General features: G+C 50.5%; 11 protein-coding genes. 6 read left to right on the top strand and 5 right to left on the bottom strand.

Going from position 1 to position 13,491, the window contains the following annotated elements; genetic code table 11:
* Nucleotide 1 precedes the first annotated feature (1 nt).
* The 5 genes from DET_RS01895 to trmD form a co-directional block, all read right to left on the bottom strand.
* Entirely contained in the window at nucleotides 2-1,483 is a 1,482-nt protein-coding gene (locus DET_RS01895) for an HD domain-containing protein (RefSeq protein ID WP_010936114.1), read from the bottom strand.
* 149 nt (nucleotides 1,484-1,632) lie between these two features.
* Entirely contained in the window at nucleotides 1,633-2,034 is a 402-nt protein-coding gene (locus DET_RS01900; RefSeq protein WP_010936116.1) for a helix-turn-helix domain-containing protein, read from the bottom strand.
* A gap of 255 nt (nucleotides 2,035-2,289) precedes the next feature.
* Nucleotides 2,290-4,737: a primosomal protein N' gene (gene priA, locus DET_RS01905; RefSeq protein ID WP_010936117.1), complete on the bottom strand. Its 2,448-nt coding sequence runs from the start codon at nucleotides 4,735-4,737 to the stop codon at nucleotides 2,290-2,292.
* A 21-nt stretch (nucleotides 4,738-4,758) separates the two neighbouring features.
* Nucleotides 4,759-5,169 carry a 50S ribosomal protein L19 gene (gene rplS / locus DET_RS01910; RefSeq protein WP_010936118.1) on the bottom strand — a complete coding sequence of 137 codons (411 nt, stop codon included), beginning with the start codon at nucleotides 5,167-5,169 and terminating at the stop codon, nucleotides 4,759-4,761.
* A 123-nt stretch (nucleotides 5,170-5,292) separates the two neighbouring features.
* Nucleotides 5,293-6,039, bottom strand: a complete 747-nt coding sequence (gene trmD / locus DET_RS01915; RefSeq protein WP_010936119.1) for a tRNA (guanosine(37)-N1)-methyltransferase TrmD — start codon at nucleotides 6,037-6,039, stop codon at nucleotides 5,293-5,295.
* A gap of 182 nt (nucleotides 6,040-6,221) precedes the next feature.
* Here trmD and mraZ point away from each other — a divergent pair, with 182 nt between their 5' ends.
* The 6 genes from mraZ to DET_RS01945 all read left to right on the top strand — a co-directional run bounded on the left by mraZ (nucleotide 6,222) and on the right by DET_RS01945 (nucleotide 13,448).
* Nucleotides 6,222-6,650, top strand: a complete 429-nt coding sequence (gene mraZ / locus DET_RS01920; protein WP_010936120.1) for a division/cell wall cluster transcriptional repressor MraZ — start codon at nucleotides 6,222-6,224, stop codon at nucleotides 6,648-6,650.
* 6 nt (nucleotides 6,651-6,656) lie between these two features.
* Nucleotides 6,657-7,706 carry a 16S rRNA (cytosine(1402)-N(4))-methyltransferase RsmH gene (gene rsmH, locus DET_RS01925; RefSeq protein WP_010936121.1) on the top strand — a complete coding sequence of 350 codons (1,050 nt, stop codon included), beginning with the start codon at nucleotides 6,657-6,659 and terminating at the stop codon, nucleotides 7,704-7,706.
* A 69-nt stretch (nucleotides 7,707-7,775) separates the two neighbouring features.
* The gene (gene ftsA, locus DET_RS01930; protein WP_010936122.1) at nucleotides 7,776-9,002 is read left to right on the top strand and encodes a cell division protein FtsA; all 1,227 of its coding nucleotides are present in this window, start codon (nucleotides 7,776-7,778) and stop codon (nucleotides 9,000-9,002) included.
* A gap of 40 nt (nucleotides 9,003-9,042) precedes the next feature.
* On the top strand, nucleotides 9,043-10,173 hold the full coding sequence (gene ftsZ, locus DET_RS01935) for a cell division protein FtsZ (protein WP_010936123.1): 1,131 nt from the start codon (nucleotides 9,043-9,045) through the stop codon (nucleotides 10,171-10,173).
* Nucleotides 10,174-10,318: 145 nt separating this feature from the next.
* Nucleotides 10,319-10,846: a transcriptional regulator NrdR gene (gene nrdR, locus DET_RS01940; protein ID WP_010936124.1), complete on the top strand. Its 528-nt coding sequence runs from the start codon at nucleotides 10,319-10,321 to the stop codon at nucleotides 10,844-10,846.
* A gap of 316 nt (nucleotides 10,847-11,162) precedes the next feature.
* On the top strand, nucleotides 11,163-13,448 hold the full coding sequence (locus DET_RS01945) for a vitamin B12-dependent ribonucleotide reductase (protein ID WP_010936125.1): 2,286 nt from the start codon (nucleotides 11,163-11,165) through the stop codon (nucleotides 13,446-13,448).
* The last annotated feature ends 43 nt before the right edge of the window (nucleotides 13,449-13,491 follow it).

Here is a 13,491-nt window from a genome sequence, read left to right on the forward strand (position 1 = left end):
TTCAGGCTTGTCCTTCAAGCCTTTGGCTGATAAATTTAAAGGCCTCCTGGCGGTTTTTTATTTCACCGGCCGCCTGGGCCTCGGTAATTTCACCCAGCAGGGTTTTTATCCGGGGTCCCGGCCTGAGGTTAAAACGCTCTATCAGGTCGGTGCCGGTCACCAGACGTTTCGGAACAAGCCTGGTAAGCTGTTTTTTCTGCTCCGATAAAATATGCGCTACTATATTAACATGTTCTTGCCAATTTGCCACCATCAAATTCGGCCCGTCTGTTGCCAAATGGTCTGCCAGACTCAGATAAAGGGTAGATTCGGCGGCTTCCCCTAGGTCACGGAAATAGCGGTAAATAGCTTTTGCGGAGGGTAACTGGCCGTCAGGGTTCATTTGAACCGGGCGCAGATGGTAGCAAACCATTTTTTCTACCATTAAAATTTCTTTTTTTGAAAAACGCAGGCGGGTGAGTATCTGGCTGCTTAAGCGGCTGCCTTCCAGCGGGTGTCCGGTAAAACGTATCCGCCCGTCCGGGTCGGTGCTGCGGGTCTGGGGTTTGGCGATATCGTGCAGCAGAGCGGCCAGTTTGGTTAAGGTGCGGATACTGGAAGTGCCGCTTATTTTCCCTGCAAAATATTTTTTAAAGCCGCTTTCGCGGTAGATTGCGGTGATGATTTCAGGGTTCTGGTAAGGCCAGACAGACCTGCCCAGTATGGCATCAAGTGCATAAATGGTTTTTATGGAGTGTTCCAGCACATCCCAGGTGTGTTCATAGGGCTGGGGGTGGCGGCAGCAGGGAGTAAGCTCAGGGAATATGTTTAGCAGCAGCCCCAGCTCAAGGCACTTTTCCCAGATGCCGGGCTGGCTGGTTTCAAGCAGTTTCAGCAGTTCTTCCCGAATTCTCTCACCGGCAACGGTTGATATCAGGGCGGCATGGGTGGTGATAAGGCTTTGGGTTTGCCCGTCAAGTGCAAAGCCAAGTTCGGCTGATAAGCGGATAGCCCTTAACAGCCTGATGGGGTCAGCACTGAATACATCTGCTGAGGTTACCCGTATAACCCGGTTTTCAATATCCGGCAGCCCCTGCATGGGGTCAATTATGGCCTGTACCGGCAGGCTGCCCTGATGTACCGCCGACAAGGGTGCGGCCATGGCGTTAAGTTTGAAATCACGCCGGGTGAGGTTGGCAGTAATATCTGCCGTGCCGGAGATATCCAGCTGAAAAGCGGGCAGGATTACTCTAAAGACGTCATTTCCGGCATCCAGCACCACCTGAGGGGCTTTGAAATAACCGGAGATTTTGGCAGAAGCGGCTTGTCCGCTGCCGGTGATGCACAGGTCAATATCGGCAGTGGGTTTTTTAAGTATCAGATTACGCAAAAAACCGCCTACCAGATAGACTTCGCTAGCTTCTTCTGAAAATAAACGGCGGAGGTCTTCAAGCAGGGCGGCGGTTTTTTTATCAATACGGAGCAGCAGGTTTTTATTCGTCACGGCCTTCACCCAAAAATCTACTAAACTATACTCCGAACGTATCTTCAATATCAAGAAAATTACGTTTGGATAGCTTTGGGTAGCCGCCGGGAAGAGCCTTTACTGGCTGATAGCAGCAGACCTGTATTTTGCGGGACAAATTTATCCGGCTAGGTCATGGATTTGGAGATACTTTTCAGCATGGCCAGAATGGCAATAACCGCCCTTTGCAGTTCAATAGGCTCCTGGGCCAGTACTTTGGCTACGTAAGGGTCAAGCTGTCTGGGGGTAGAGATATATTCCGCTTCCATTTCCGAGATGCTGTCCTTCTGGGGGGTAAGATATCCGGCCAGAGTGAATAACTCGTCCTCTTCAAAACCCAACGGACGGGCAATTCGTTTGAGTATTCTGGCAGACGGAAAACGCTCGCCGCGCTCAATGCGCCCCAGATGCGAGGGGGAGACGCTGGTTTTAGAAGCCAGTTCTTGCAGGGTAAGCGGTATTTTTACCCTTTGCTGGCGGATTATCTCTCCAAGGTCTGCCCAGCCATTTGGTGATGTGGCTTTACTCATGATCTTCCTGCCTTAGATATAATTCGGGTAAGGACTGAATATGATAAAGATACAATAGTATTATACGATAACGGCCGCTTATATGCCAGATGTCAATATATGAGCTTTGTACAATGTATACCACTGAAAGGCAAGTGTCAAAATATGTATTCTTTACCTGCATATTTATACAAATTGCATACTGTTTGAGGGTATTTAAGGCTTATTTCATGGCAAAAAAGACCTCCCTGTCTTTTTTAAAGGGCTTTAAAATATTTAACATAAACCATAAGGGTCAATATCAATACTCCAGCCCTGTCCCGGATTTATCTCTCTGAGGAACTCTGACGGGTTGGGCGAACGCAGGATTAGCTGGTATCTATAACGTCCCCGCAGACGCTGGATAAAGGCAGGTGCCGGTCCTAAAATTTCCAGATTGCCTAGCCCAACGGCCTCCGCTTTTTCCCGAAGGGTTTTAGCCATAAGTTTGGCCTGCTGCTGACAAAAGTCATGGTTCAAATGGCTGAATACCAGACAGGCCAGTTTCCGGAAGGGAGGGTTATTCAGTGCCTGGCGGTAGACTATTTCTTTGGCATAAAAACCCGGATAGTCATGGCAGACAGCTGACCGGATGGCATAGTTTTCAGGGCTGTAGGTCTGGATGACTACTTTCCCTCCTGATATACCCCGGCCTGCCCGCCCGGCTACCTGGGCCAGCAGCTGAAAAGTGCGTTCGCCTGCCCTGAAATCAGGCAGGTTCAGGCTGATATCCGCATTTATTACCCCTACTAAAGTAACATCCGGCAGGTCCAGCCCTTTGGCTACCATCTGTGTGCCGATAAGTATATCTGCCTGGTGGCAGCTGAATCTATCCATTATTTGCTGGTGGGTGTTTTTGCCTTTTATGACATCACTATCCCAGCGAAGCAGCCTTGCCTGGGGGAAAGCCAGTCTTGTTTCTTCCTCCAGTTTCTGGGTACCCATTCCCAGGTATTTAATCCGGCGGCTGCCGCAGACCGGGCAGGTGAGGGGGTTTGGGTAGTGCCTGCCGCACTGGTGGCAGACCAGATTTTCCTGGTCGGGGTGGTATGTAAGCGGGGCATCACAGCTTTTGCACATAGCTACATAGCCGCAGTCACGGCACTGGATAAAACTGGCACCGCCCCGGCGGTTTATGAATAAAATGGCCTGCTCATGGTTTGCCAGTACTTTTTCAATAGAGGTCTGCAGGTTACGGGAGAAGATGCTGCGGTTGCCTTCGGAGAGTTCGGTACGCATATCTACCAGCTCTGTTTTAGGCAGGGAAGCACCCCGGTAGGGGGTCAGGCGTTCGGGCAGTTCCAGTAACTGATAGATTCCTTTTTGGGCTTTGAAATAGCTGTCAACATCCGGGGTGGCACTCCCCAGTACCAGCACTGCACCGTACTCTTCAGCCATTTTATTAGCCACCGTACGGGTATGATAACGGGGTTGGGGGTCCTGCTGTTTATAGGTCCATTCGTGCTCTTCGTCTATGATAATAATGCCCGGTTTGTCCAGCGGGGCAAACAGGGCGCTTCTGGGTCCGATTACAATGTCAGCCTGACCGTTTTTTATCCTTTGCCATTCGTCAAACTGTTCACCGGGACTGAGGCGGCTGTGAAGAACGGCTATTTGGCCGGGGAAACGCCCCGCAAAACGGGCGATAGTCTGGGGGGTAAGGGAGATTTCAGGTACCAGTACTATAGCCTTTTTGCCCAGACGCAGGCTTTCAGCTAGTGCCTGCAGGTATATTTCGGTTTTACCGCTGCCGGTTATGCCATGCAGTAAAAAGGTACGGGGATTTTGGTCATCTTCGGGCGGGGTATTCAGTGAACGGGTGATGAACTCAAGGCACTTTTTCTGGGGTGGGCTTAGCTCAAGGTGCGGCAGAGGAGGTATCCGGCTGTAATCTACAGGATGGCGGAATATCTGGCGTTCCTCGGTACTTACCAGACCCTTTTGCTCAAGAGTCTTTAAGACGGCCGAATTATTTTTCACCAGCAGATTTAACCCGCTTTTGGAAATGCCCCCGGGGTTTTCTTTAATATGATTAAAAACCTGAGTCTGGCGGGGGGGTAATTTTGGCAGGGTCTGGTTTTTAATAAATGCCAGTGCCTGCACGCTAAGGCGGAAATGTTTTTCAAATTTGGTCTTTGCCCTGACCGGGCTTATCCGGTAGGTGCGTTTGACTAGCCCCTGGTTTATAAGTTTAAGTATGGCACTTTGAGCGGTTTTCTTGCCGAATATTTTTTCCAGTTCGTTTTGGGGGGTGATGTCTTTGGCCTTTAGCCGGTCAAATATTTTTTGCATGTTTGGGCTTAGGGTTTCAGACGGGTTTTTTGCTGCAGCCGGCGGGCTGGACTCCAGGCTGATATAGGCCAGGCTTTGGCGTTCAAAAGACGGCGGCAGCATGAGGGCTACTGCTTCGTAAATACTGGATAAATAGGTTTGGCTTATCCACTTGGCCAGGTTCAGCTGGTGAAAAGAAAGAAGCGGCGTATCAGAGATAACGCCGCAGATTTCACGTGTTTGCCCGAATGCCGGCTCTTCAGTTACTTCAAGGACTATGCCCTGAACTATTTTAGGCCCGAAAGGAGCCCAGACTGCCTGACCGGGTTTTATTTCTAACCCCGCTGGTATAGAGTAGGAAAAACTGCCCGGTCTAAGTACCGGAGTGTGTACGGCCAGTTCGGCAAAAGCCAATTTTATACCCCCTAAGAGAGCTTAAGAGGGTGTTTGTTTAACTTCTTTAATGCGGGCGGCTTTTCCGGAAAGCTTGCGCAGGTAGAACAGGCGGGCACGGCGTACTCTGCCTCTTTTAATAACCTCCACCTTGGTAACATTGGGTGAGAGGAAGGGGAAGGTGCGCTCAACGCCTACGCCGTAGCTGATGCGGCGGACGGTGAAATTGCCGCCGTCAGCGGCCTGCTTGACCTTGAGGACTACGCCCTGAAACATCTGAATGCGCTCTTTGTCGCCTTCTTTGATGCGGGCGTGTACTTTTATGGTATCACCGGGGCCGAAGCTCGGCAGAACTTTTCCGGCGGCGGTATTTTCTACAGCAACTGTTTCTTCATCTGCGGTTTCTTCTTCACTGGTTTCAGGGGTTTCCTGATTATTAACAGTCTCTTCCATGGCGGTAAAAACTCCTTTAAATATCAACGGAATATTAAAACACAAACCCATTTCATAATCAAGTGCGCGGGTTTGGCAGGGGGGATGCGGGGTGGTTGCATACCTTATATATAATACCGGGTTTTAATCTTTGGGGTTTTCTTCGGCCAGTATTTCATCTATCAGCTTGCGGTCTGCTTTAGAAAGGGTTATTTTTTCAAGCATATCCGGGCGTCTTTTCAAGGTACGCCGCAGAGATTCTTTACGCCGCCAGCGGTCTATCCGGGCGTGATTGCCGGAAAGAAGTACCTCCGGAATATCCCAGCCCCTGAATACCGGGGGACGGGTGTAATGGGGGTGTTCCAGAAGACCGTTTGAGTGCGAGTCTGATTCTGAGGAGTCGTCTGAACCAAGTACGCCGGGTATCAGGCGGGAAACCGCATCTATAACTACCATGGCGGCCAGTTCCCCGCCGGTCAGTACAAAATCACCTATGCTTATTTCGTCGGTGGCCAGATGCTCCCGCACCCGTTCGTCAAAGCCCTCGTAATGGCCGCAGATTATAATCAGCCGCTGGTGGTTTGCCAGTTCGCGGGCGACAGATTGGTTGAAGGTGCGTCCCTGCGGGGAAAGGAGAATTACCGGGGCAGGGGTGGGGTCTTTTTCCATGACCGCCTCTACTGCCTCAAACAAAGGTTCGGGCTTAAGCAGCATGCCGGCACCGCCTCCGTAAGGGGTATCATCTACCGCATGGTGCTTGTCATGGCTGAAATCCCTGAAGTTATGTATTTCTAACCTTACCAGATTTTTGTCCGCTGCCCGCTTGAAAATGCTCTCTTCAAAAGGGGACTGAAACATCTCCGGAAAAAGGGTTAACACGTCTATTTTCAAGCTTTTCTCTCCTATTTTTACCCCTTGACGCTGTTCTATTTTAGCATACCCTTTTGGCCAGACCCAAAAGCCAAAAAGGTATATAAAAATATATTTTCAAAGGCTTGACAATGGGGGTGTTGGCTTATAGAATGGGAAAAAGTGGGGTAATGTGGTAAGTCGGGGAGAGAGTACTTAAGAGAATGTTTTTTGGAGAATTTGAGTACAAGCTGGACGAAAAGGGGCGTTTCCCTTTGCCTCCGGGCATCAGGCCCAGCATGAAGGACGGCTTGATACTTGCCCCCGGCACCGGTGAGAAATGCATTTACGCTTACCCCCTGTGTGAATGGAAAAAACTGTCTGAAAGCCTGAAGAGTACTACAGTTGCTCCCAGCAAGATGCGCCGCCTAAACAGGGCTCTTTTCGCTTTGGCTTTTGATGTTAATCTGGATGCCCAAGGCCGCCTGACCCTGCCTGCACCCTTAAAAAGCTATGCTGGGGTTAATATAGAGGTTATTGTGGCGGGTGTCAACAATTATATAGAGATATGGGATAAAGAGACCTGGGAGTCTGAGAAGAAGGCCAGCCAGGAGCAGGCCTGGCAGATAATAGAAACGCTTGAGGGGAACTAGGCGGAAGTGACTGAGTATCCTCACATACCGGTTATGCTGGAGGAGTCCATACAGGGGCTGGGGGTTATACCCGGCGGCCGTTATGTGGATTGCACTTTGGGGGCTGGCGGTCACTCAGAAGCTATTTTGGAGCACAGTTACCCCGGCGGACAGCTTTTATCTATAGATGCAGACCCCAAGGCTATTGCTTTGGCTGCCGAACGGCTTAAGTGTTTCGGCAGTTCGGTTTTACTGGTAAATGACAACTTTGCCAATCTGAAAGATATATGCCAGCGGTATGAATATATGCCGGTGCATGGCATTTTATTTGATTTGGGGCTTTCTTCCATGCAGCTTGACCGGGAGGAATCCGGGTTCAGTTTTCAGACCGAAGCCCCGCTGGATATGCGTTTTTCACCCGGCCAGGAGCTATCGGCGGCGGATATCGTTAATACTTATGACCTTGCCGGGCTGTCAGATTTAATCTGGAAATACGGTGAAGAGCCTTTCAGCCGGCGGATTGCCAGGGCTATTTTAGAGAAAAGACCGTTTAAAACAACTACCGAATTGGCGTCTGTCATAGAAAAAGCGGTTGGGGGGCGTCACGGGCGGATTCATCCTGCTACCCGGACTTTCCAGGCTTTGCGGATAGCGGTAAACGAAGAGCTTTCGCACCTTGAGAGTGCCCTTGCACAGGCTCAGAGCCTTTTGGGACATGGCGGGCGGCTGGTAGTGATAAGCTACCATTCGCTTGAAGACCGTATTGTAAAGCAGTATTTCCAGAAAGAAGCCAAGGGCTGTATCTGCCCTGATGATATACCCCAGTGTGTTTGCAACCACAAGCCTTCACTTAGGCTGATAAACCGCAGGGTAATTACCCCTTCGGATGAGGAAATATCCCGAAACCCGCGTAGCCGGAGTGCCAAGATGCGGGTGGCGGAACGGATTATACAACCCGGCGAGGGGCGTTTTTTTCACAGCCGGGCTAAGGGATTAGTTAATCATGTCAGCGAAACTGGCTCTGTTCGGTACGGACAGGCTAAACATAAGGGGGTGGTCCAGAGGGGAGGCAGCTGATGTGCGCAAAGGAATAACGTTCCCGTAAGGGATTTTTAGATACACGGTTTTGCAAATGGAGGGAGATATATGAAAAACAGAATCGTTACAGCGATTGATGTCGGCACTACCAAGATCTGTACCATAATTGCCGAAGTAAATCCTGTGGGCGGTGTCAACGTAGTGGGTGTTGGCATAGGCCCTTCGCAGGGTTTACATAAAGGCTTGGTAGTAAACATCAATGACGCACGGGAGTCCATCAGGGAGTCTATCCGTAAAGCGGAGCAGGCTTCCGGATACAAGGTTGAGTCCGCCTATGTAGGCGTAACCGGACGCCACGTGGCCTCTATGAACAACAGGGGTGTGGTGGCTATTACCAGGAATGACCGTCTGGTAAGAAGTGATGACCTGAAGCGGGTTATGGCTACCGCTCAGAACATCAGCGTCCCCAATGACCGCAAACTGCTCCACGTTATCCCCAGAACTTATGCAGTAGACGGCCAATCCGGGGTGAAAAACCCGGTAGGTATGCATGGTTTCAGGCTGGATGTGGAAACACATATTATTACTGCGGCCGCTACCTCGGTACAGAATCTGGTAAAGTGCATTCGGGGGCTGGGCATTGATATTGATGACCTGGTGCTTGAACCTATTGCCTCCAGTGAAGCTGTGCTGACTGAAGACGAAAAGCAGGTGGGTGTTATCCTGGCCGATATTGGCGGCGGCACCACTGATATCTGCATCTTCAAAGACGGTAGTATCTGGCACACGGCTATTATCCCGGTGGCTGGTTACCAGCTGACACGGGATGTGGCTATTGGCCTGGGCCTTCCCTTTGACGTTGCCGAGGAAATGAAGAAACGCTACGGCAGCGTCCTGCCCGTATATGAAACTAAAATGGAATCTCCCAGCCCTATCTGCGAAGATGGCCATGGCGTTTCTTATCAGGACCTTTGTGACATTATCCGCGCCCGGGTTGAGGAAGTTCTCCGCCTTATCATGCTGGAGATACCTAACTCTGATTATGACAGCCTGGTACCGGCAGGGCTGGTACTGACCGGCGGCAGCTCTAATCTGGCGGGTATGGAAACTCTGGGACGGGATATCCTGCGCATACCGGTAAGGGTAGGAAACCCTGACAAAGTTTACGGCATTGTAGATTCACTTCATGACCCGGCTTATGCCACCGGTGTGGGCCTGCTCATCTGGGGTGCCAAACACCAGCCGGTTAAAAAATCCTGGCTGGATAATATCGGCTTCTTTGGCCGAATGCGTAACTTGCTCAAGGGTTTTGCCGGTTTGTTCGGGTCTAACTAAGTAAAGTAAATATTTAGAGTGATATAAGGAGAATATAAAAATGGCTAAAACAAGTTTCGTTCCCAATCCCGCCAGAATTAAAGTATTCGGCTGTGGCGGCGGCGGTTGCAATGCTGTTACCCGCATGGTCCGTGAAGAAATACAGGGTGTTGAGTTTATTGCTATCAACACTGATGCTCAGGCTTTGGCTATCACCGAAGCCCCTATCCGCCTTCAGATAGGCGAAAGGGTTACCCGCGGCTTGGGCGCCGGCGGCGACCATAACATGGGTCAGAAGGCGGCCGAAGAGAGCCGTGATGAAATCCGCGAGATAGTCAACGGGGCGGATATGGTTTTTGTAACTGCCGGCATGGGCGGCGGTACCGGTACCGGTTCTGCTCCCATAGTAGCCGAAGAGTCCAAGAAAAGCGGCGCTTTGACCATTGCCGTTGTTACCAAGCCCTTCACTTTTGAAGGCGCTCACCGGGTTTCTACCGCCAAAGAAGGCATTAACCGTCTGCTGGGCAAGGTAGATACCCTGATTATTATCCCCAATGACCGTTTGCTGGACCTTTGTGACCAGAAGACCGGCGTTGATGCCGCCTTTAAGATGGCTGATGATGTACTCCGCCATGGCGTACAGGCTATCTCCGAGGTAATCACCGTACCCGGTTTGATTAACCTGGACTTTGCTGATGTGCGTGCCGTTATGAAGGATGCCGGCCCGGCCTGGATGTCTATAGGTTATGGTTCCGGTAAAAACAGGGCTTCAGATGCCGCCAAGAGCGCTCTGGCAAGCCCCCTGCTGGATGTTTCCATCACCGGCTCCAAGGGTGTTCTCTTTAATATAGTGGGCGGCCCTGACCTGAGCCTTATGGAAGTTAACGAAGCGGCGGATGTAATTAAACAGGCCGTTGACCCTGATGCCAACATTATCTTTGGTGTGGCCTCTGATGCTTCCATGGGTTCCAATGTAAAAATCACCCTGATTGCTACCGGTTTTGTCTCCAAGATGGGCATGGCCGAAGAAGAGGGCGATGATGCCATTACCCGCCAGCTGAAGGGCATAAAAACAGAAGACGAGCTGGACGTTCCGTCCTTCCTGAGGAGACCGCTTTTCAACCGGGCCCGCCCGGTTGCTCCTCCGGTAGATTCCCATTCTAACAAGCCTTCATCCAGGATTTCCTGGTAAATAAGGCATAGTTATTGCTGCAGGGCTGCGGTCATTGACCGCAGCCCTGTTTCTTTGTAAAAAATAGGACTATTTACGTATTGACTACCACTATCCCTTGTGTTAATCTATCTGCGCAACACAATATACAGTGTTGGAGGGCGTAGTGAATTGTCCTTATTGCAGCCATCCTGATACCAAGGTTATAGACTCAAGAGATGTTGATGACGGGGTACGACGAAGACGCGAATGTGTAGTTTGCGGGCAGCGCTTTACCACCTATGAGCGGTTTCAGCCGGCCGGTCTCTTTGTAGTGAAAAAAGACCAGCGGCGTGAGGAGTTTAATAAAGAAAAATTGCTGAGCGGTCTCAGGCGTGCCTGTGAAAAACGCCCTTTGCCGGCCGGAGCGGTGGATAAGATAGCCGGAGATATAGAGGCCGAACTTTACAATATGGGTAAGGCTGAAATACCCAGTACCCTTTTGGGGGATATGGTTATGGAAAAGCTTAAGGCACTGGATAATATTGCCTATGTGCGCTTTGCCAGTGTCTACCGCGAGTTTACCGATATTACCCAGCTTAAAAAAGTGGTGGACAATCTGGTAAGCGGGCAGGATGAGGGCATACATAAAGGGCAGCTGAGCCTGCTGCCTGAAGACAGGGTCTCCCCCAAGACCAGATATCAGAGGAGATGACATGGTAAATCACATAAGCGGTAAGAAACCAACTCCGGTTAATCGTAACCGCGTGGCCAGGGCTATGTTTGCAGCCGCGGCCTCAATGGGTATTTCCGACAGAACCCAGATAGAAACACTTATCAGCCAGCTTATAAAGAAGCTGGAAAAACCGGTAGGTTTACCTGGTATGGAAGATTTGCTGCCCAGTGATTTAAAAGCCCCTGCGGTACTGGCCACCGATGACGAAATAGATTTAATGGTCAAAGAGGTGCTGGAGGAAGGCGGCAAGGACAGGCAAGCCCAAAATAATACCCAAGCCAAGGAGGAAGAACCAATGCCGGTAAAAGTACAAGTTAAATCTGAAATTAAGGCTGATGCCAAAACTGAGGGGCTGAAGCTTACAGATAATGCCATGTGCGTGCTGGAACGCCGCTATCTGAAAAAAGACAAGCAGGGGAAACCCTCTGAAACAGTGGAAGATATGTTCCGCAGGGTTGCCCGCACTATTGCCATGGGTGAGCTTATTTATAACCCCAAGGCAGACGTAAGAAGCCGCGAGGATGAGTTTTATAATATTATGACCCGGCTGGAGTTTTTGCCCAATTCCCCCACCCTTATGAATGCCGGACGTGAACTGGGTCAGCTTTCGGCCTGTTTCGTGCTGCCGGTAGATGATTCCATAGAGTCTATTTTTGATGCCGTAAAGCATACTGCCATGATACATAAAAGCGGCGGCGGCACCGGCTTTTCGTTTTCCCGCCTGCGTCCCGAACAGGACCGGGTGGGCACTACCGGAGGGGTGGCCAGCGGGCCTGTATCCTTCATGCGTGCCTTTGACGTGGCAACTGATGTTATCAAGCAGGGCGGCACCAGACGGGGCGCCAATATGGCTATCTTGAGTATTGACCACCCGGACATCATGAAATTTATCCATGCCAAAGATAAGGCCGGGGTGCTGACAAACTTTAATTTGTCGGTGGCTATTACTGATAAATTTATGCAGGCGGTCAAAGACGGGGTTGATTATGATTTGCTTAATCCCCACAACGGCGAGGTGGTTTCCCGCCTGAATGCTACCGAGGTGTTTAACAAGATTGTCCACATGGCCTGGAAGACGGGTGACCCCGGTATTGTGTTTATAGACCGCATAAATGCTTATAATCCCACTCCCCAGCTGGGGCGGATTGAAAGCACTAATCCCTGCGGTGAACAGCCTCTGCTGCCTTATGAGTCATGCAATCTGGGGTCTATAAACCTGTCCCGCATGGTGACCGTAAGCGGCGGCCAAGCGGTGGTTGATTATAAAAAGCTCAGCCGGGTTGTAAAGAGTGCGGTCCGTTTCCTGGATAATGTTATTGATGTTAATAAATTTCCCCTGCCCCAGATTGAGGAGATGACCAAGAAAAGCCGCAAGATTGGTCTGGGGGTAATGGGTTTTGCGGATATGCTTTTGGAACTGGGCATACCTTACAATTCGGAAAACTCTATCAAGCTGGCAGAAGAGATAATGTGCTTTGTAAATGAGGAAGCCCACAAGTTCTCTTCAGAGCTGGCGGTGGAGAGGGGGGTGTTCCCGGCTTATCGCGGGAGTATTTATGAAAAGAGCGGCCGCCCCATGCGGAATGCTTCCTGCACAACCATTGCACCCACCGGTACTTTGTCTATTATAGCCGGCTGTTCTTCGGGTATTGAGCCCCATTTTGCCCTGTGCTTCACCCGCAATATACTGGACGGTACCAAGATGATAGAGGTTAACCCGTATTTTGAGCGGGCGGCTAAAGAAGGCGGGTATTATTCCGAGGAGCTTATTAAATCTTTGGCGGAAGGGGCTCATCTGGACGAAGCTGATGTGCCGGCCGAAGCCAAAGAATTGTTCGTAACTGCCCACCAGATTGTGCCGGAGTGGCATGTTCGTATTCAGGCAGCCTTTCAGAAGTGCACTGATAACGCTGTGTCCAAGACAGTAAACTTCTCGCGTGAGGCGGTTGAAGGTGACGTAGCTGAGGTTTACAAGATGGCTCATGACAGCAACCTTAAGGGCATTACCATCTACCGTGACGGCAGCCGTGAAGACCAGCCTATGTCTACCGGCAAGGCTGAAAATAAAATTGAGACCCCGGCGGCGGTTGTTAACCCCAATTTGGCACCGCGCAAACGTTCCAAAGTAACCCAGGGTATTACCGAAAGGGTCACGACGGGTTGCGGATATATTTACGTTACTGTAAACTCTGACGAGCATGGAATTTGTGAGGTATTTTCCTCGCTGGGCAAAGCGGGAGGCTGTGCCTCTGCCCAGCTGGAATCTACCTGCCGGCTTATTTCGCTGGCTTTGCGTTCCGGTATGGAAGTGGCTTCGGTGGTTAAACAGCTTAGAGGTATCCGCTGCCCATCCATTGCCTGGGATGACAGCAAAGCTGTGTTAAGCTGTGCTGATGCTATTGCCAGCGTGCTGGAAAAACATGTGGATGGTTATACCCAGCCGGTGGCAGGTTCGGCAAAGACCGTAAGCGCTAATGCTCTGGTTCGGAATATAGCCGGGCAATGTCCGGAATGCGGCAGTATTCTGGTGTATCAGGAAGGGTGTTTTATTTGTCCCGGTTGCGGTTATACTAAATGCTAAAAAATAATGGAGGAATATAAAATGGAAAACGTTAAGGATATGC

Origin of the sequence: Dehalococcoides mccartyi 195, assembly GCF_000011905.1 — a bacterium.
GTDB classification, from domain to species: Bacteria; Chloroflexota; Dehalococcoidia; order Dehalococcoidales; family Dehalococcoidaceae; genus Dehalococcoides; species Dehalococcoides mccartyi.

Excerpts from the sequence above, each read along its gene's own strand:
- DET_RS01900 (WP_010936116.1), bottom strand. The coding sequence starts at position 2,034 with ATGAGTAAAGCCACATCACCAAATGGCTGGGCAGACCTTGGAGAGATA.
- rplS (WP_010936118.1), bottom strand. The coding sequence starts at position 5,169 with ATGGAAGAGACTGTTAATAATCAGGAAACCCCTGAAACCAGTGAAGAA.
- mraZ (WP_010936120.1), top strand. The coding sequence starts at position 6,222 with ATGTTTTTTGGAGAATTTGAGTACAAGCTGGACGAAAAGGGGCGTTTC.
- ftsA (WP_010936122.1), top strand. The coding sequence starts at position 7,776 with ATGAAAAACAGAATCGTTACAGCGATTGATGTCGGCACTACCAAGATC.
- ftsZ (WP_010936123.1), top strand. The coding sequence starts at position 9,043 with ATGGCTAAAACAAGTTTCGTTCCCAATCCCGCCAGAATTAAAGTATTC.
- DET_RS01945 (WP_010936125.1), top strand. The coding sequence starts at position 11,163 with ATGCCGGTAAAAGTACAAGTTAAATCTGAAATTAAGGCTGATGCCAAA.